Source organism: Actinomycetota bacterium (assembly GCA_035640355.1).
Taxonomy (GTDB): Bacteria; Actinomycetota; UBA4738; order UBA4738; family HRBIN12; genus CALGFI01.
In genome coordinates this window covers 78,823-95,983 of the sequence record DASQWI010000011.1, presented here as the reverse complement: position 1 = coordinate 95,983, position 17,161 = coordinate 78,823, and the positions used below count along the sequence as shown (strand labels likewise).

The 17,161-nt window shown below is 68.7% G+C and carries 20 protein-coding genes; 11 read left to right on the top strand and 9 right to left on the bottom strand.

Going from position 1 to position 17,161, the window contains the following annotated elements:
• Nucleotides 1-126 precede the first annotated feature (126 nt).
• The 3 genes from VFA08_05835 to VFA08_05825 are packed head-to-tail and all read right to left on the bottom strand — an operon-like array spanning nt 127 to nt 3,477.
• A complete protein-coding gene (locus VFA08_05835; protein ID HYZ13112.1) occupies nt 127-1,320 on the bottom strand; it encodes an ABC transporter ATP-binding protein in 1,194 nt (397 codons plus the stop codon).
• A 7-nt stretch (nt 1,321-1,327) separates the two neighbouring features.
• Nucleotides 1,328-2,299, bottom strand: a complete 972-nt coding sequence (locus tag VFA08_05830; protein ID HYZ13111.1) for a sugar phosphate isomerase/epimerase — start codon at nt 2,297-2,299, stop codon at nt 1,328-1,330.
• The gene (locus VFA08_05825; protein HYZ13110.1) at nt 2,296-3,477 is read right to left on the bottom strand and encodes a Gfo/Idh/MocA family oxidoreductase; all 1,182 of its coding nucleotides are present in this window, start codon (nt 3,475-3,477) and stop codon (nt 2,296-2,298) included. Before VFA08_05825 ends, VFA08_05830 begins: the two co-directional genes overlap by 4 nt.
• Nucleotides 3,478-3,496: 19 nt before the next feature.
• On the opposite strand from VFA08_05825, the gene VFA08_05820 reads away from it, so the two are divergent.
• A complete protein-coding gene (locus VFA08_05820) occupies nt 3,497-4,804 on the top strand; it encodes an MFS transporter (protein HYZ13109.1) in 1,308 nt (435 codons plus the stop codon).
• A 15-nt stretch (nt 4,805-4,819) separates the two neighbouring features.
• Here VFA08_05820 and VFA08_05815 read toward each other — a convergent pair whose 3' ends face one another.
• Nucleotides 4,820-5,119, bottom strand: a complete 300-nt coding sequence (locus VFA08_05815; protein ID HYZ13108.1) for a hypothetical protein — start codon at nt 5,117-5,119, stop codon at nt 4,820-4,822.
• A gap of 138 nt (nt 5,120-5,257) precedes the next feature.
• Entirely contained in the window at nt 5,258-5,869 is a 612-nt protein-coding gene (locus tag VFA08_05810) for a class I SAM-dependent methyltransferase (GenBank protein HYZ13107.1), read from the bottom strand.
• Nucleotides 5,870-5,890: 21 nt separating this feature from the next.
• Here VFA08_05810 and VFA08_05805 point away from each other — a divergent pair, with 21 nt between their 5' ends.
• Genes VFA08_05805 through VFA08_05795 form a run of 3 tightly spaced genes read left to right on the top strand, consistent with a single transcriptional unit; the run spans nt 5,891 to nt 10,654 of the window.
• Complete coding sequence (locus VFA08_05805) at nt 5,891-7,723, top strand: ABC transporter ATP-binding protein (GenBank protein ID HYZ13106.1); 1,833 nt, start codon at nt 5,891-5,893, stop codon at nt 7,721-7,723.
• Nucleotides 7,720-9,534: an ABC transporter ATP-binding protein gene (locus VFA08_05800; protein HYZ13105.1), complete on the top strand. Its 1,815-nt coding sequence runs from the start codon at nt 7,720-7,722 to the stop codon at nt 9,532-9,534. Before VFA08_05805 ends, VFA08_05800 begins: the two co-directional genes overlap by 4 nt.
• Before the next feature lie 16 nt (nt 9,535-9,550).
• Complete coding sequence (locus tag VFA08_05795; GenBank protein HYZ13104.1) at nt 9,551-10,654, top strand: histone deacetylase family protein; 1,104 nt, start codon at nt 9,551-9,553, stop codon at nt 10,652-10,654.
• Nucleotides 10,655-10,671: 17 nt separating this feature from the next.
• Here VFA08_05795 and VFA08_05790 read toward each other — a convergent pair whose 3' ends face one another.
• Together VFA08_05790 and VFA08_05785 are read right to left on the bottom strand one after the other, a co-directional pair.
• Nucleotides 10,672-10,887: a zinc ribbon domain-containing protein gene (locus VFA08_05790; GenBank protein HYZ13103.1), complete on the bottom strand. Its 216-nt coding sequence runs from the start codon at nt 10,885-10,887 to the stop codon at nt 10,672-10,674.
• A 43-nt stretch (nt 10,888-10,930) separates the two neighbouring features.
• Nucleotides 10,931-11,224, bottom strand: a complete 294-nt coding sequence (locus tag VFA08_05785; GenBank protein HYZ13102.1) for a GlsB/YeaQ/YmgE family stress response membrane protein — start codon at nt 11,222-11,224, stop codon at nt 10,931-10,933.
• A 134-nt stretch (nt 11,225-11,358) separates the two neighbouring features.
• Here VFA08_05785 and VFA08_05780 point away from each other — a divergent pair, with 134 nt between their 5' ends.
• The 4 genes from VFA08_05780 to VFA08_05765 all read left to right on the top strand — a co-directional run bounded on the left by VFA08_05780 (nt 11,359) and on the right by VFA08_05765 (nt 13,993).
• Complete coding sequence (locus VFA08_05780) at nt 11,359-12,324, top strand: trypsin-like peptidase domain-containing protein (GenBank protein ID HYZ13101.1); 966 nt, start codon at nt 11,359-11,361, stop codon at nt 12,322-12,324.
• A gap of 113 nt (nt 12,325-12,437) precedes the next feature.
• Nucleotides 12,438-13,007 carry a hypothetical protein gene (locus VFA08_05775; GenBank protein HYZ13100.1) on the top strand — a complete coding sequence of 190 codons (570 nt, stop codon included), beginning with the start codon at nt 12,438-12,440 and terminating at the stop codon, nt 13,005-13,007.
• Nucleotides 13,008-13,103: 96 nt separating this feature from the next.
• On the top strand, nt 13,104-13,562 hold the full coding sequence (locus VFA08_05770) for a hypothetical protein (protein ID HYZ13099.1): 459 nt from the start codon (nt 13,104-13,106) through the stop codon (nt 13,560-13,562).
• A gap of 5 nt (nt 13,563-13,567) precedes the next feature.
• Nucleotides 13,568-13,993 carry a nitroreductase family deazaflavin-dependent oxidoreductase gene (locus tag VFA08_05765; protein ID HYZ13098.1) on the top strand — a complete coding sequence of 142 codons (426 nt, stop codon included), beginning with the start codon at nt 13,568-13,570 and terminating at the stop codon, nt 13,991-13,993.
• On the opposite strand, the gene VFA08_05760 is transcribed toward VFA08_05765, so the two are convergent.
• Nucleotides 13,953-14,495, bottom strand: a complete 543-nt coding sequence (locus VFA08_05760) for an RES domain-containing protein (protein ID HYZ13097.1) — start codon at nt 14,493-14,495, stop codon at nt 13,953-13,955. The two genes, VFA08_05765 and VFA08_05760, sit on opposite strands and share 41 nt — an antisense overlap.
• Entirely contained in the window at nt 14,492-15,112 is a 621-nt protein-coding gene (locus VFA08_05755) for a hypothetical protein (GenBank protein ID HYZ13096.1), read from the bottom strand. The genes VFA08_05760 and VFA08_05755 overlap by 4 nt, the downstream gene beginning before the upstream one ends.
• Nucleotides 15,113-15,199: 87 nt before the next feature.
• Between VFA08_05755 and VFA08_05750 the strand changes: the two genes are divergently transcribed.
• Genes VFA08_05750 through VFA08_05740 form a run of 3 tightly spaced genes read left to right on the top strand, consistent with a single transcriptional unit; the run spans nt 15,200 to nt 17,153 of the window.
• The gene (locus VFA08_05750) at nt 15,200-15,868 is read left to right on the top strand and encodes a hypothetical protein (protein ID HYZ13095.1); all 669 of its coding nucleotides are present in this window, start codon (nt 15,200-15,202) and stop codon (nt 15,866-15,868) included.
• 13 nt (nt 15,869-15,881) lie between these two features.
• A complete protein-coding gene (locus tag VFA08_05745; protein HYZ13094.1) occupies nt 15,882-16,301 on the top strand; it encodes a PAS domain-containing protein in 420 nt (139 codons plus the stop codon).
• Nucleotides 16,302-16,304: 3 nt separating this feature from the next.
• Nucleotides 16,305-17,153: an MBL fold metallo-hydrolase gene (locus VFA08_05740; GenBank protein HYZ13093.1), complete on the top strand. Its 849-nt coding sequence runs from the start codon at nt 16,305-16,307 to the stop codon at nt 17,151-17,153.
• The last annotated feature ends 8 nt before the right edge of the window (nt 17,154-17,161 follow it).

Below are 17,161 nucleotides of genomic sequence, written 5' to 3'. Positions count from 1 at the left end.
CGGAGAATCATTCCCAAGCCCCAGTGAGGGAAATACCGGCACGCCAGGGCGATCGTCCAAGATTCCAAGTCAGCTTCGAACACGGAGAGTGCACGACCGCCTCGCGCCGCTCGGCTACCGCCGGCTTCAGCCGACCGCCTCGCCGCTTACGGGGTCGAATGCGTGCAGTCGGGCTGTGTTCACGACGAGCTCCAACCGATCGCCCACGCGAACGGGCGTCCGTTCGTCGATTCGCGCCACGAACTGATTGGCACTCCCGAGCGCGAACGCCGGCCCGTCGTCGTGTACTCCGAAGTCGCCGTCGCCGGCGTCGGGCACATCCACGACCGGCGCACCGATGTCGAAGTGCACGTGCAGATCCCGCCCGATCGTGTCGACGCGTTCGACGTTCGCCACCATGCGCGCGTCGGCCGGCGCGGTCGGCGCGAGCGCCGCGTGCTCCAGGTCGTCCGGGCGGATACCCACGACGACCGGCAGGCCCTCGTACACGCGGAGCCGCGGATGACGTTCGAACACCCGGTCGTCAATCCCGAGCCGATGCGTTCCGAACGCGAGCGTGGGGACGCCGTCGTCACGGGTCAGCGTTGCCTCGACCAGGTTCATCGGCGGCGTCCCGATGAACCCGGCGACGAACAGGTTCGCCGGCTCGTCGTACAGCTCGCTCGGTCGGCCCACCTGCTGCAGCACGCCGTCGCGCATCACCGCGACGTGGTCGCCAAGTGTCATCGCCTCGACCTGGTCGTGGGTCACGTACAGCGTGGTCACGCCCACTGCACGCTGGATCCGGATCAGCTCGCCGCGCATGCCCGCACGGAGCTTCGCGTCGATGTTCGACAAGGGCTCGTCCATCAGGAACACCTGCGGCTGCCGAACGATGGCCCGTCCAAGCGCGACGCGCTGGCGCTGGCCGCCTGATAGCGAGCGAGGCCGCTTGTCCAGGACCTTGTCGATCTCGAGGATGCGGGCGACCTGACGAACCATCCGGTCGACGTCGTCCTTCTTGGCGCGGCGGGTGCGAAGGCCGAACGCGATGTTCTCGTACGCCGTCATGTGCGGGTACAGCGCATAGTTCTGGAACACCATGGCGACGTCGCGATCGCGAGGTGATTCGTCGGTGACGTCGCGCCCGCCGATGCGGATCGTGCCGTTGGTCACCTCCTCGAGACCCGCGACCATCCGAAGCACCGTGGTCTTGCCGCATCCCGAGGGACCGACGAGCACGAAGAAGCTGCCGTCGGGCACGTCGAGATCGAGCGACGACACCGCCTCGATACCGCCGCGGTAGACCTTGGTGACGTCGTCGAGCTCGACCTCGCCCATCGGTCGGCTACGCCCACCACATCTTCGGCTTCTCCTCGCGGATCACCACGGCCTGCAGCAGCTCGATCGCCTTGCGGAGCCCCTCGTCCATCGACATGAGCTGGTCCTCGTGCTCGATGCTCAACACGTAGTCGTAGTCGACCGCTCGGAGCGCGGAGACGAAGTCGCGCCAGGTGCGTTCGCCCTGTCCGTAGCCGACGGTTCGGAACGTCCACGCCCGCTCCAGCACCCTGTCGTAGTGCTTGGTGTCGAGGTTCCCGTTCACGGCGACGTTCCGACGGTCGACGAACGTGTCCTTGGCATGCACGTGGAAGATCGCGTTGTCGGCGCCGAGGACCTTGATCGCCTCGACGACGTCGATCCCCTGCCAGAACAGGTGGCTGGGGTCGAGGTTCGCGCCGATGGACTCGCCGACGGCGGCCCGGAGCTTCAACAGCGTCTCCGGGTTGTAGACGACGAACCCGGGGTGCATTTCGAGGGCGATCTTGGTGACGCCATGCGCCCGAGCGAGCTCGGCCGCGTCCGTCCAGTACGGGATCACGACCTCGTCCCACTGCCACTCGAGCACTTTCAGAAAGTCGTCCGGCCACGGGCAGGTGACCCAGTTCGGGTACTTCGCGCCGGCGTGGTCGCCGGGACAGCCGGAAAATGCGTTCACGACCGGGACCTCGAGCACCTCGGCCAACCGGATCGTCTTGTCGAACACCTCCCGATCGCGCTTGGCGAACTCGGCGTCGGGATGAACGGGGTTCCCGTGCTGGCTGAGCGCGCTGATCACCAGGCCGCGCGACTCGACGGCGCGGCGAAACGCGGTTGCCTTGGTCGGATCGGCGAGGAGCTCGTCGGGGTCGCAGTGATGGTTACCGGGATAGTTGCCCGTCCCGAGCTCGACCGCGTCCAAGCCGAGCGCTTTGACCTTGTCGAGCATCTGCTCGAATGCCAGTTCCCGGTACAGCACCGTGAACACGCCGAGCTTCACGTCGATGCCCCCTGTCGTTCCATTCGTACTTCGATCCAGCGTTGCTCCCGATCGCTCTCGGCGATCGCCTCCACCAGTCGTGTCACCCGATGCGCGTCCTCGAACGTCGCGAACGTTCCGTTGCGCGTTCGCCCGTCGCGATGCGCGGCGACGGCGGCATAGAAGTCCTCGAACAGGTTCCGCAGCGCATCGGCCCAGCCTTCTGTGTGGCCGCCGGGGAGGTGGGCGAGCGCCGCCGCAGGCGGCGCGAGCGCGCCGGGGTCGCGGGGGACCTCGAGGCTCGCGCCGTCGCGCCGACCCACGCGAAGCGTGTTCGGCTCCTCCTGGTTCCACTCGAACGACGCCGTCGCCGCGTCCACGCCGATCGTCAGCCGGTTCTTCGCCCCCGCAGTCACCTGCGACACCGTGAGGACTCCGCGCGCGCCACTCCTAAATTGCAGCAGCACGTTCGCGAAGTCGTCGGTGTCGACGGGAACGCGTTCGGTCGGTCCCTCCCCGCGCCGAAACGTCTCGGCCTCCGCTGTCGGACGAACCCGCTCATCGTGCACCCGCCCGAGCTGCGCCATCACCGCGACAACCACGTCGCCCGTGACGTGCTGCGCGAGGTCCAGCCAGTGCGACCCGATGTCGCCGACCGCGCGGGTACTACCGGCTCGGGCGGCCTCCAACCGCCAGTTCCAGTCCTCGGCGAACAGCAGCCAGTCCTGGAGATACGCGCCACGAACAAGATGCGCCGCGCCGTGCGCGCCGGACGCGAGCTCGGCGCGGATCTGCTGGACGAGCGGGAAGTGCCGGTAGTTGAAACACACGCCGGTCACGACGTTCGCCGACGACGCCGCCGAGACGAGCGCGGACGTCTCGGCCGAGTCCATCGCTAGCGGCTTCTCGGACAGGACGTGCTTGCCGGCCACAAGTGCCGCGGCGGTCACCTCGGCGTGGAACACGTTCGGCGTGCAGTTGTGGATGACGTCGACGTCGTCGTCGAGCACGTCCGCCAACGACGCATAGGCGCGTGAGAGGCGAAGCCGTTCGGCCGCTGTCTGAGATCGCTCCGGCGTGCTCGCCAGCACCCCGACCAGCTCGACGTCGCGAAGGCGCGACAACGAGTCGACGTGCGCCGACCCGGCGAACCCGGTCCCGACGATCGCTGCTCGGATCGGCGTCCCCCGCGAAGCCACGTGCGTCATGCTAGGCGCGATGCCGATCATCTCGCTCCGCCCGCGTTTGTCGCCGATCTGGCAGAACCGCGACTTCCGCAACTACTGGTTCGGCGAGGCCGTCTCGGGCCTCGGCGACAGCCTCACTCACTTCGCGCTCCCGATCGTGGCAGCCGTGACGCTTCGCGTGACGCCCGGACAGATGGGGTTGATCCGCGCGCTCGGCAACGTCCCGAACGTCGCGATCGGGCTCTTGGCGGGGGTCTGGGTCGACCGCGTCTCACGCCGGAAACTCCTCATCTGGATAAACGCTGCCGCGGCCGTCCTCGTCGCATCGATTCCCGTGGCGTTCGTCCTCGGCTCTCTCACAGTCGGGCACCTCTACGTGCTGTCACTTGCCTTCGGCATCGCCTGGCCGTTCTGGTACTCCGCATGGGCCGCGTTCCTCCCCTCGGTCGTCGAGCGCGAGCACCTCGTCGAGGCGAACAGCAAGCTGATGCTCATCTTCTCGTCGACGGGTATCACAGGGCCGGGGGTCGGCGGCATTTTGATCGGATTGATGAAGGCGCCGTTCCTTATGGTGATCGACGCGGTCTCCTTCGTCGCGACGATCGCGTTTCTCGCTGGCATCCGCGTGCCGGAGCGCCGTGCCGACGAGGCCGAGGAGGCGGCGTCCGTGTTCCGGCGGATCGTCGAGGGGCTCCGTGTGACGTTCGTCGACCCCATGCAGCGCGCCATCACGGTCCCTCGCGCCATCCTCGACCTGATCGACGCCATCTCGCTCACCGTGATCGTTCTCTACATCCTTCGCGAGGTCGGACTGAGCCCTCAGCTCATGGGGCTCGCTTTCGCGCTGAGCTCCGTCGGGTTCGTGGCCGGTTCGCTGATCGCGCCTCGCGTGGAGCGTCGATTGGATATCGGCGGCATGATCGTGCTCGGCCTGTTCCTCGTTGCGGCGAGCCCGTACACGATGGTCGTCGCGAACGACTCGCTGCCAGACACGGTGAACGTCCTGCTCTTCGCCTTTCCGGGCTTCATCGGCGGAACCGGCGGCGTGATCCAGTACATCGGCCTGACGGCGCTCCGACAATCGATTACGCCCGAGCGCGTGTTGGGGCGCGTCTGGGCGAGCGCGAGCGTGCTCGGCGCGGTGATGTCGGTGATCGGCGCGCTCCTCGGCGGTCTCCTCGGCGATACCGTCGGCCTGCGCCCGGCCGTCGCGATCGCCGCTGTGGCGTACGCCATTCCGTTCCTGTACTCGCTCGTGTCGCCGTTGCGCAGGGCGGCACGCATCGTCGCGACGGTCGGCACGCAGGACGAAGCGATTACCGACACGACGACGACCTGAATCCCGCCGCTAGAGCTACGTTCTGCTCGCCGACGCGAGCCGTTCCACCTGCTCCGCGAGCTGGTGGATCATCCCGGCGAGCACTCGAACGTCGTCCGCGTCCGCGGGGTAGTCGCCGTTCGCGAGGCGCTCGGCCGTCTCCCTGACCTTATGGATCTCCGCGAGGGCAGCGTCGGAATCGCTCCGTTCTGCCTGCGTCAGCTCAACCTCACTGGCCGACCGGTCCGCACGCGGGATGACCGCATTCGCAGACGTGATCGAGGTGCGAGCCCTGTTCCGCGTGCCTGCGGCAGTGATCGCTGCAGACGTTCTCACCGTCTGCGACGTCGCACTGACAGCCGGCGTGTCGGCACCGCGTTCCCAGTTGGATGGCGGACTCCTCCTCGCGCTGGGCCATGTCGCTCGAACAAGCGTCCGCCTACCCGAGGGGGGATACGCCGAAACGCCACGGCGTCAGGGTCCTGACGCGTCCGGCGGCTTTCTCGCGACCGCGTGGAAGAGATGCCAGTGCTTGTCCTCGGACGTGGCGCGGCCGTCTTCCTCTTCCTCGTCGAACCGCTCGACCTCGAATCCGTCGAAGAGCGCCACCGCCTCGTCGTGCGTGAACGCCGAGACGTCGTCCTCGGGCGCCCAGGTATCGCGGTCGCCGAGCAGCTCGCCCGCGAACCGGCCTCCAGGCGCGATCGCGTCGCCGATCCGGCTCCACACGTCGCCGAACGCGTCGGGCCGGCAGAAGAACAGGGTGAAGCTCGCCCAGACCAGATCGACGCCGGTAGGAAGATCCACGTCCTCCATCCTCGACACGACCGTCGTCAGGCGGCTGGACACAGTCCCCGGGACTCGACGGCGAACGCGCTCGATCGCCTCCTCCTCGGCATCGATGGCGAACACTCGCCATCCCCGCCGGAGCATGGCCAGTGTGTCGATTCCCGATCCGCACCCTAGATCGACGGCCGAACGCTCTTCGCTCGCACCGAACGCGTCGAGGACCTCGAGGAGCATCTCGCGCGGCTCGCGACCCTCGTGCTCGTCGTAGTACTCGGCCCACTCGGAGCGGGTGGTCATCGTCGCGCATCATAGGGAGCGATGCGGACCGACGAACCCGAGCTCGAGGCGCCCCAGCGCGTCGCTCGCGACGTGTTCGGGCGCGGCATCCGCCTGATCCTGTCCTACGTCCGGATGCACCCCAAGCCGTTCGCGCTCGCCGTGGCCGGTGCCCTCCTGTTCGCCGTCGGATCGGTCGCCGTCACCATCGCCCTCGGGCGCGTCACGGATCGAGTCCTGCGGCCGGCGTTCACCCCCGAGGGGGTCTCGGCGTCCACGATCTGGCTCGGGGTCGCCGCGGTGGTGGGTCTGGCCTGCATCCGAGCCGCCGGCATCGGCATCCGCCGGTACTTCAGCGGTGTGATGGGTTCATCGGTCGCCGCGTCGCTGCGCGACCGAGTCTCCGACCGCTACCGCGATCTGTCGCTCTCGTACCACCGCGGACGACCCACGGGCGAGCTGCTCGCGCACATGGAGGCCGACGTCGAGGCGTCGATCGAAGTCATCTACCCCGTCCCCTTCTCGGTGGGGGTGATCCTCCTCGTCGTCTTTGCTCTGATCTCGCTCGTCGTGACCGACCCGTTTCTCACGCTGGTCGGCCTCGTCGTCATCCCAACGCTCGGATTGATGAACCGCGCGTTCGCTCGACGGATGCAGGCGCCGGTCGAGCGCGCGCAGGAGCGGATCGGCGAGGTCTCGGCGATCGCGCACGAGTCGATCGACGGCGCGCTGGTCGTCAAGACGCTCGGCCGGGAGAACGCCGAGGTGAACAGGCTCCGCACAAAGGCACAGGAGCTGCGCGACCAACGTGTGCGAGCCGGCTACGTCCGAGCGACATTCGAGGAAGGGCTCGAGGCGCTCCCCAATCTCGCGGTGATCGTTCTGCTCGCGATCGGGTCGTGGCGCCTGTCGACCGGCGACGTGACGCTCGGAACGCTCGTCCAGGTCGTCACGCTGTTCGGTCTGCTGTCGTGGCCGATGCGGTTCGTCGGCTGGATCCTCGCCGAGATCCCGCGCGCCGTCGTCGGGCACGGTCGCGTCACCGAGGTGCTCGAGCAGCCGGTCACGATCGACCTCCCCGCCGACCCGACCCCGCTCCCCGACGGCCCGCTCGACGTTCGCGCCGAGGCCCTGACGTACGGGTTCGACGGCTTCCGGGTGCTCGACGAAGTGGCGTTCCACATCGAAGAGAACGAGTCTGTCGCGATCGTCGGCGCGACCGGCGTCGGCAAGTCGACGCTCGCGCAACTGATCGTTCGGCTCGACGACCCCGATTCCGGCGAGATCCTCCTCGGCGGAGTCAACGTCCGCCACGTCGAGCCCAGGTCACTTCGTCGCGCGGCATCGATCGTGTTCCAGGAGAGCTTCCTGTTCGCGAACACCGTCGCCGAGAACATCGGGCTGGATTCGGACGCGACGCGACAGGACATCGAACGCGCCGCCACCATCGCGCGCGCCGATCGCTTCATCCGCGACCTCCCGAACGGCTACGACACGGTCCTCGGCGAACGCGGGCACACGCTCTCGGGCGGTGAGCGCCAGCGGGTCGCGCTCGCCCGCGCGCTCGTGCGGAGCCCTCGCGTCCTGATCCTCGACGACGCGACGAGCGCGGTCGACCCGACGATCGAAGCGGAGATCCTGGCGGCCCTTCGAACGAACCTGCAGACGACGCTGATCGTCGTCGCTTACCGACTCTCCACGATCCGCCTGGCCGACCGGGTCCTGTACCTGGACGACGGACGCATCCGGGCGACCGGTTCGCACGACGAGCTCATGGCCGAGCCCGGCTACGCCGCCATGATCCGCGCGTACGAGCGCCGGGAGCGTCGGGCGGCAACCGAGCAAGGCGCCGACCGTGAGGCGGCACGAAGATGAGTGCGACGACGATCGACCCCACGCAGGTCGACGCCCGCGAAGACGACCTCCCCATCCCGGCGCACCTCCGGAGCGCGTGGAGCGTCCTGTTCGAGGGCCTGCGTCTCAGTCCCGAGCTCCGGAAGGGCCTCGGGTTCACCATCGCCATCTCGCTCGGCGCAGTCATCGGCAACCTGGCGACGCCGATCCTGATCCAGCAGATCTTCGATCACGGCTTCCGCGGCGGGTTCCGCGCAACGTTCGTGTTCGGTCTGTGCGCCGTCGCGTTCGGCATCGTCACGCTGGCGTTCCTCGCGGCGCGAGCAGCGGCTCGCCGGCTGGTTCGCTCCTCGGAGGAAGCGCTGATGGGCCTGCGCGTGCGGGGCTTCGAGCACATCCATCGACTGTCGATCGCCACGCAATCGCGCGAACGCCGCGGCGTGCTCGTAGCCCGCGTCACTGCCGACGTGGACACGCTCGCCGAGTTCACCGAGGAAGGGGCGATCTCGTGGATCTGGGCGATCGTCCAGATCGTCGTGGTGTTCGTGATCATGCTCCTGTTCTCGTGGCAGCTCACGATCCCCGTCGTACTTCTCGTCCTGCCGCTGCTGCTGGTGATGGGCAAGCTGCAAGCGTCGATGTCGGCGGCGTACGACGCCGTCCGGGTCCGCGTCGGGGAGATGCTGTCGGAGGTCTCCGAGAGCGTGATGGGCGCCGACGTCGTCCGCGCCTACGGACTCGAGGAGCGCGTCGACATGCGCGTCAAGCGCTCGATCCACGAGCGGTATCGCGCGCACGTGCTCGCGCACCTTCGCACCGCCACGATGTGGCCGATGGGGACGGTGTTCTGGGGCCTCGCGTACGCCGTCGTCATCGTGGTCGGCGCGATGTTCGGTCCGGAGTGGGGGCTGACCTTCGGAACCGTGTCGGCGTTCCTTTTCCTCGCCGACATGTTCCTGCACCCGTTCACCGACCTTCCCGAGATCTACGCGCAGACGCAGACCGCGATTGCCGGCTGGCGCAAGATCCTCGCGCTCCTCGAGATGCCCGTGGACGTGCAGGAGCCGTCGCCCGGCGTGGCGCTCCGCGGCGGCGCGCTCGACGTGAAGGCCGAGGACGTCTCGTACCGCTATGGAGACGGGCCGCTCGTTCTGCGCGACGTATCCGTGGAGGTCCAACCCGGGGCACACGTCGCGGTGGTCGGCGAGACCGGTTCGGGGAAGACCACGTTCTGCAAGCTCCTCGCGCGCCTCGCCGATCCGGTGAGCGGACGCATCGAGGTCGGTGGCGTCGAACTGGGCGAGGTCGCTCGCGCATCGCGCCAGAACGCGATCCGGATGGTGCCGCAGGACGGGTTCCTGTTCGACCTCACCGTTCGGGAGAACGTTCGCGCGGGCCGTGAAGGCGCGAGCGACCGCGACGTCGAGTCGGCGTTCGACGAGCTCGGCCTGCGTGACTGGGTGGAGTCGCTGTCCCACGGGCTCGAGACGCGCGTGGGCGAACGGGGCGAGGCGCTCTCGGTCGGCGAACGCCAGCTCGTTTCGCTCGTGCGGGCGCAGATCGGGAACCCCGGACTGCTGATCCTCGACGAGGCGACGAGCGCCGTCGATCCGGCCACCGAGCGCCGCATCTCCGAGGCGTTGCGCCGGGTGTCGGCCGGGCGAACGACGATCACGATCGCGCACCGCCTGTCGACCGCAGAGGGCGCCGACGAGATCTTCGTGTTCGACGCCGGCCGGGTGGTCGAACGCGGCAGACACGCGGAGCTCGTCGACGCCGGGGGAACGTACGCCGGGCTCTACCGCAGCTGGCTTGGCAACGTCCGCGCGTAGCTACCGTTCGAGCGGCTTGACGCCGTCGCCTCAGGTCGCGATCGTCCTCGCGATGCGCGCCGTCTACACGTCACGGCACAGGCAACATGACGCGGATACCGAGGTTCACTTCGGCGTCCCGGGCCCGCTATACGAAGTGCCGGCGCGGATCGAGAACATACGGGCAGCACTCGACGCGGACGGCGGGTTCGAGCTCGTCGACCCGGTCGAGCACGGCGTCGAACCGATCCACGCGGTCCACGATCCGGACATGGTTCGGTTCCTCGAGACGGCGTGGACGGAGTGGCTCGGCGAGAACGGCGCGCCGGAGATGATCCCCGACACGATCCTGCATCCCGCGCTGCGCGAGGGGATGGGATCTCTCGGCGAGCCGCGATCCACGCTCGCGCGACTCGGCTACTGGACGTGGGAGACGATGACGCCGATCGTCGCCGGGACGTACGAGGCGGCCAGGTGGGCGGTGGACACCGCGCTCACGACGGTCGACCTCGTTCTCGGAGGCGAGAGCGTCGCGTACGGGCTGTGCCGTCCGCCCGGCCATCACGCACCGCGCGCGGCGTTCGGCGGGTACTGCTACTTCAACAACGCGGCAATCGCCGCCGAGGAGCTCACACGCAGGACGCACGAGCCGGTGGCGATCCTCGACGTCGACTACCACCACGGCAACGGGACCCAGCAGATCTTCTACTCACGCGGCGACGTGCTGTACGCGTCGCTGCACGGCGACCCCGATCGGGCCTACCCGTACTTCGCCGGCTTCGCCGACGAGACCGGCGCTGGCGACGGGAAGGGAGCGAACCTCAACATCCCATTGCCGGAAGGGTGCGAGGACGCCGCATATCTGGAGGCGATCGACCGCGCGCTGGACCGCGTCGCCGGGCACGGTGGATCGGTCATCGTCGTTTCCCTGGGATTCGACACCTATGCGCGGGATCCGATCTGCGACCTCGCGCTGACGAGCGCGGCGTACCACGAGGTCGGCCGGCGGATGGCGACGCTCGGAAGGCGCCTCGTCATCCTGCAAGAGGGCGGCTACTACGTTCCGCACCTCGGCGAGAACGCCCGGCAGTGGTTGCGCGGTGTCGAAGGACGGCCGCTCGAGCTGTCCCGCCTCGATTGAGCTTTACGCGGTGACGCTCAGCCTCGACAGGCGCAGGCGCCGCCGCACGCACACCCGCCGGCGGCGGGCGTGGAGCCGGCGGAGCTCGTTCCCGCGATGAACGAGAACTGCCGGCGGACCCGGTCGCTCCCGCACGACGGGCAGGCGAGCGCCGTCTCGACGGAGGCGCTCATCGACCGGCGCTCCTCGAACCGGCGCTCACACGCCATGCACACGTACTCGTACGTCGCCACCGAAAGCAGGATAGCGCCCCCGGGCGACTGGGTTGGCGCCGGTCTATAAGGCGGTGGTCCGCCGCCCGCGCGAGCCGAAGAACGCGGCGTACAGCCAGAGCAGCAGGACGGCGACGATGATCGAGCCGATCCAGGCGATCCCGTCGTTGTCCGGGAAGATCGCCTCCCACAGGAGGCCCCCGATGATGGCAGCGACCGCCCCGAGGATGATCGTCGCCACGATGCTCAAGTCCTGTCGCCCGGGCATCAACAGACGCGCGATCGCGCCGATGACGAGACCGGCCACGGCGTAGACGATGACGTCGACGACCGTGATCTTGATGTCGGCAGCCAGCATCGTGCTTCCTCCCCCCGCGGACCTGTTGGGTCCGCCTCGGACACGGACGTACCCCCGGAAACGGGGCCGTACTCCTTGCTCTCGGCCTTTGGGGCCGTCGGAATCGGACGGGGCCTGATCGCGTTGAACAAGCGGTGACCCCGAGCAGCCAGGACCTGAACGGCTCGACCTCCGACGAGGCCCTTGACGCCTATTCGCGCGTGGTCACCTCGGTCGCTGCCAGGCTGATCCCCTCGGTGGCCAGCCTCCGGGTTCGAGGCCGCGTCCGCGGGACGCAGGTGGACGGCGCGGGGTCGGCCGTCGTCATCGCGCCGGACGGGTTCGCGCTGACGTCGGCGCACGTCGTCGGGGGTACCGATCGCGGGTCGGCCTCGTTCGTCGATGGACGGGAGGTCCCCTTCGACGTGATCGGGCGCGACGAGCTCTCGGACCTGGCCGTCCTCCGTCTGCAGGGCGCCGGCTTCGAGGCTGCGGAGCTCGGCGACGCCTCGAACCTCCGCGTGGGCCAGCTCGTCGTGGCCATCGGGAACCCCATGGGCTTCGGCGGAACGGTGACCGCGGGCGTGGTGAGCGCCCTGGGTCGTGCGCTCCCCGTGAGCGCGGGCCGCGTCGTGGAGAACGTGATCCAGACGGACGCCGCCCTGAACCCCGGGAACTCCGGCGGCGCGCTCGCCGACGGGCAGGGCCGGGTCGTGGGCATCAACACCGCCGTTGCCGGTGTGGGGCTCGGCCTGGCCGTCCCCATCGACGACTCGACGCGCCGGATCATGCACGCGCTGATGACGGCGGGGAGGTTCCAACGCGCCTACATCGGCATCGCCGGCGGCGGGCGCCCGCTGCCGCCGCGGGTCGCGGCCGCTGTGGGGCGAGACGACGGCGTGGAGGTCATGCAGGTGGTGGCGGGGAGCCCCGCGGCTCGGGCGGGCATCCGCTCCGGCGACCTGATCGTCGAGCTGGACGGAGTGCCGGTCGCCGACGCGCGCGATCTCCAGCGGCTGATGGTCGGCGACGTGATCGGCCGGTCGATGAAGGCGCGGGTGTGGCGCGACGGCGAGCTTCGAACGATCACGATCCATCCCGCCGAGCTCACGGCTGCCTGACCCAAGGCAGGGACAACACGCACCGCGAACGCTCCGCGTAGCTCTGGAGGGCTCCGGGTACGAACCCCCGGGCAGCGTCGATTGCCGCCGCCGAACCAGGAAGGGGGAACTTCATGGGACCCGAAGTGTGGATCGTCATCGCCGTCGTCGCGTTGGTCGTGATCGGCGTCGCCGCCTACTTCGTGTGGGCGAACCGGCGAACCGAACGGCTCAAGGAGCAGTTCGGACCCGAGTACGACCGCATGCTCGACGAACGGGAGGACCGAAGGATCGTCGAGTCCGAGCTCGAGGAGCGGCGCGCGCGCCGTGAGCAGCTCGAGATCCGCCCGCTCGATCCCGCCACGCGGCAGCGCTACTCATCGCAGTGGAAGGACGTACAGGCGCGATTCGTCGACGAGCCCGGTGCGGCCGTTCGAGAGGCCGATGAGCTCGTCACGACGGTGATGCGCGACCGCGGCTACCCGATGGACGACTTCGAGCAGCGAGCCGCCGATATCTCGGTCGATCACCCGCAGGTCGTCGAGAACTACCGCTCGGCCCACGGCGTCTTCGAGCGGACCGGTACGACCGGTTCGACCGAGGAAAGCACCGAGGAGCTCCGACGGGCGTTCGTTCACTATCGAGCGCTGTTCGCGGAGCTGCTCGAGGAGCCCGAGGACGGGCGGCTGCAACAAGCCAGGTAGCGCGGCTGCACGACGCACGGAATAGCCGGCGCGTCGCGCGGGTTGAGAAATGTGCCCGTGCGACGCCCGGCTTTCTTTTTCATCTCGAGGAGGAACGTGGCCACCTGCGTTACCTGCGGCGACGAGCTGCATCCGGAACGAGCCCAGAAGTACGACTACTGCACCAAGCCAGCGTGCCGAGAGCGCAATGCCAGGCCACGCGTGATCGCAACCGTCGGCGTGAACAAGGCCGCCGACCAGTTCGTGGTCCTCGACGACGAGACGCAGGAGGAGATGGCGAGCGGCCGGTTCAAGAAGGAACCGGATGCTCGCGGCTCCGTTCGGCGCCGATCGATACGAGCGCATGATGGAGATGCACGACACGAGCCGCGCGTGCTGGTCCCCCGTTCGAGCGTCCGCCCGTCCCGGCCGCGATGGAGCGAGGCCCAGGTAGAGCTCGCGCTGACCTACCGTGCGATGGGGATGAAGCCGGACGAGATCGCGAGGAAGCTCGGCTTGACCCAGTACGTCGTCACGCAGATCCTGCTCAGCGCGCAAAGCGCCGGGAAGCGGTGAGGACGATGGCCGATCACAACGCCGGGATCATCGAGCAGTTCCGGGCGAACGAAGGACGCGTCGGGGGCTACTTCGAGGGCGCCACGATGTTGCTCCTTCACACGGCGGGCAGGAAGACGGGTCTCCCGCGAGTGAACCCGCTCGTCTACCTGCCCGACGGCGACCGGTTCGTCGTCTTCGCCACGAAGAGCGGTGCACCGACCAACCCGCACTGGTACCTCAACCTGATGGCGAACCGGGACGTCGAGATCGAGGTGGGGACCGAGACGATCCCCGTGCGTGCCACAGAGATCCAGGAGGAGAACGAACGCGCCGAGCTCTACGCGCGGCAGGTCGAACGGCGACCGGATTTCGGCGAGTACCCGAAGCGCACGTCCCGAAGGATCCCCGTCATCGCGCTCGAGCGCGCCCGAGGTGACGAACCCGCCTGAGCAGCAGGTCGGAGGGGCGGCCCTGATACACGGCTTCCCATCCGAGGAGATTCGGCCGAGCTCCGAACAGGACGATCACCCGCCCGTCGCGCCTCGGCCCCCGACGCAACCCACCGGAGACGAGCCATCCGTGCGCGCCTCCGGCGACGAGCGCGGCGGAAGGAGCGACGAACCCGGAGCCCCCACGCTCGCGCAGGCGTGAGGCCTCGCGCCGGCATGCCGGGTACGAGCGCACGCCGCCCGTCATCGTGGTCCGCGGCAATCGGGGCCTGGCCGTCGGGAGCTCGCCGATCTCGACCGCCCACAACGAACGCCGAACCTCCAGGACATCGCCCGGGTCGGTGATCTCCTCGTGTCGGAGCAGCTCGGCCCACGCCCCTTCGGGCGTGTCGGCGAACGTGTTCACCGGTCCGCCGCCATCCCCGTTCCATCGGCTCGCCGGCTGCCCAGCGGTCTCCCAGAGAAACGGGAAGCGCGGATCGGTGTGACGGAAAACGATCACGTCGTTGGCGAAGCCGTGAGCGAACGCGCCAGCGCCAACGCACGTTCGGCGTCGACGCCGTCCGGATCCCACTCGCCGGAGAGCACCGAATCGGGCGTCGTACCGCCGAGGAGCGAGCGCGTCCGCTCGAACCATCTGCGCACACCCACCTCCGAGTACGCGCCGCGAAGTTCCGCGACGATCCGCGCGACCAGGTGGAGGCGTGCCGCCACGACGTCCGGCGTCGGCCGCTGATCCGCCGCATAGCGTCGGAGGCTGGCGACCGAGACTCCCACCAGCTCGGCCAGGCGCTCGACGCCGAACAGCTCGATCATCGCCGGCCACTCGAACGCCGGGAGCGGCGATCCCTCCAGCGCACGTTGGAGCTCCCGCAACGCGGCTGCCGCGCGGTCGGGCGAGCGAGACGCCGTCGATCGAAGTGACGCGGCGGCCGACTCGCCGACGCCTACCTCCGCCGCTCGCGTCGCTACCGAACGGACGACGTCCAGGGTCAGCTCGTCCACATCGTCGACCAACAGGCCCATCGCCTCCATCGCCTTGAGCACGTCGACGGCGGCCTCGGCCGTATCCGGGTCGTCGAGCGGAGCCCGAACGGATCGAATCTGGAGCTTTGTCACACTCCGAATGGTATCCGAATCGAGCCTAACCGTCACGACCGGACGCTACCGAGCGGCGCCGACAGAGCCATCTGGTTCGATACCGATGTGGCGAGGACGCCCGTGTACGTGGAGATCGGACGCAAACGCGTGTTCGCCGGCTCGGTCGACTGGCCCGGTTGGACGCGCAGCGGGCGGGACGAGGACGCCGCGATCGAGACGCTCCTCGCGTACGCGCCGCGATACGCGAAGGTCCTCCGTGGAACAGGGCTGAAGTTCGATCCGCCGTGGCGACCGTCAACGCTCCCGGTCGTCGAACGGCTCTCCGGAAACGCCACGACCGAGTTCGGCGCGCCGGACATCCCGACGTCGTCCGACACGAAGCCGATCGCGACGAAGGACCTCGAACGGTTCCAAACGATCCTGAAGGCGAGCTGGCGGGCGCTCGATCGCGCCGCCGACGCCGCCGAGGACAAGGAGCTGACGAAGGGTCCGCGCGGAGGCGGCCGAGACCTCGACAAGATCGTCGACCACATTCTCGGCTCCGACGAGAGCTACCTGTCGCGTCTCGGCGCCAGGGCCCCGAAGTCCCCACCCCGGGAACGCGCCGCGCGACTCCGCGCAGCGATCCTCGACACGCTCGAACGGGTCGCTCGCGACGGCGTTCCCGAAGGACCCCGCGGCGGCAAACGGTGGACGCCTCGTTACTTCGTTCGACGGTCGGCGTGGCACGTCCTCGACCACGCGTGGGAGATCGAAGACCGCACGCCGGGATAGTCTTCCCCCCGCCATGGGCGACCTGCCGCCGCAGCGGCACCTGATCCTGATCCTCGCTCGGAATTTCGCCTCCCGCTTGGCGACTGCGGCGTTCCTGGTCGACCCCGATGGACGGGTCATCTACTTCAACGAGGCAGCCGAGAAGCTGCTCGGTACGGGGTTCGGCGAGGGCCACGGGATGTCGCGCAAGGAGTATCTGGAACGCTTCCGAGTGGCCGACGAGCATGGCGAGCGGGTCGCGGTGCCCGACACGCCGCTCGGCATCGCTGTGATGCGCCGAGAACCCGCGCATATGCCGGTGACGATTACCGCCGGGGACGGCGTAGCTCGTCGCATCGAGGCGACCGCGTTCCCGCTCATGGCGCACGCGGGTGAGCTCGTGGGCGCCATCGCATTCTTCTGGGAGGGCGTCCCGAAGAGCGCCGAGGGCTGACCCGTGCGCGTCGTGTTCTGGGGGTGCCGGGGCACCATCGCCTCTCCAGGCGCCGACACCGCGCGCTACGGCGGCAACACGTCGTGCGTCGAGGTCCGTCTGGATGACGGGACACTCCTGATCCTCGACGCCGGGACGGGACTCCGCGCCCTCGGCCAAGCGCGAATCAAGGAATCCCCGTCGCGGATCGACCTGTTGATCACACACCTGCACGTGGACCACATCGAGGGGCTGGGCTTCTTCGAGCCGATCTGGCGCACCGAGACCGAACTGCACGTGTGGGGGCCGCCCTCGCCTGTTGACTCGCATGACCAACGGTTGGCCAAATACTTCTCGCCGCCGCTGTTCCCGCTGCACCTGTCCGAAGTCCCGGCGCACGTCACGTTCCACGATGCACCCGAGGGCTCGTGGACGATCGGTGGCGCGACGGTTCACTCCACAGCGATCCAGCATCAGGGCATCACCGTCGGGTACCGCGTCGAGGCAGACGGCGCAGCGGTCACGTATCTCACCGATCACGAGCCCGCTCTCGGCGCCGACATCGAGACGGCCATGCCCGAGTGGATCTCCGGAGCCGCCCTGGCGTGGAAGGCCGACCTGCTGATCCACGACTGCCAGTACACCGACGAGGAGTACGAAGCTCGGGTCGGGTTCGGCCACACGAGCGCTGCCGACGCCGCGGCGTTCGCGGCCAAGGTCGGCGCCCGCCGGCTCGCGCTGTTCCACCACGACCCGTTTCACTCGGATGACGAGCTCGACGCGATTCGCGAGCGCGTCCTCGAACGCTGGAGCGTCGAACCCTCGCGCGTCGTCATCGCCACTGAGGGTGCCGAGCTCGCCATTGAGCGTTGAGGTCGGGC

Coding starts and splice junctions, on each gene's coding strand:
- VFA08_05805 (HYZ13106.1), top strand. CDS start 5,891: ATGCGGACCGACGAACCCGAGCTCGAGGCGCCCCAGCGCGTCGCTCGC.
- VFA08_05810 (HYZ13107.1), bottom strand. CDS start 5,869: ATGACCACCCGCTCCGAGTGGGCCGAGTACTACGACGAGCACGAGGGT.
- VFA08_05745 (HYZ13094.1), top strand. CDS start 15,882: ATGGGCGACCTGCCGCCGCAGCGGCACCTGATCCTGATCCTCGCTCGG.
- VFA08_05765 (HYZ13098.1), top strand. CDS start 13,568: ATGGCCGATCACAACGCCGGGATCATCGAGCAGTTCCGGGCGAACGAA.
- VFA08_05775 (HYZ13100.1), top strand. CDS start 12,438: ATGGGACCCGAAGTGTGGATCGTCATCGCCGTCGTCGCGTTGGTCGTG.
- VFA08_05785 (HYZ13102.1), bottom strand. CDS start 11,224: ATGCTGGCTGCCGACATCAAGATCACGGTCGTCGACGTCATCGTCTAC.
- VFA08_05820 (HYZ13109.1), top strand. CDS start 3,497: ATGCCGATCATCTCGCTCCGCCCGCGTTTGTCGCCGATCTGGCAGAAC.
- VFA08_05800 (HYZ13105.1), top strand. CDS start 7,720: ATGAGTGCGACGACGATCGACCCCACGCAGGTCGACGCCCGCGAAGAC.
- VFA08_05835 (HYZ13112.1), bottom strand. CDS start 1,320: ATGGGCGAGGTCGAGCTCGACGACGTCACCAAGGTCTACCGCGGCGGT.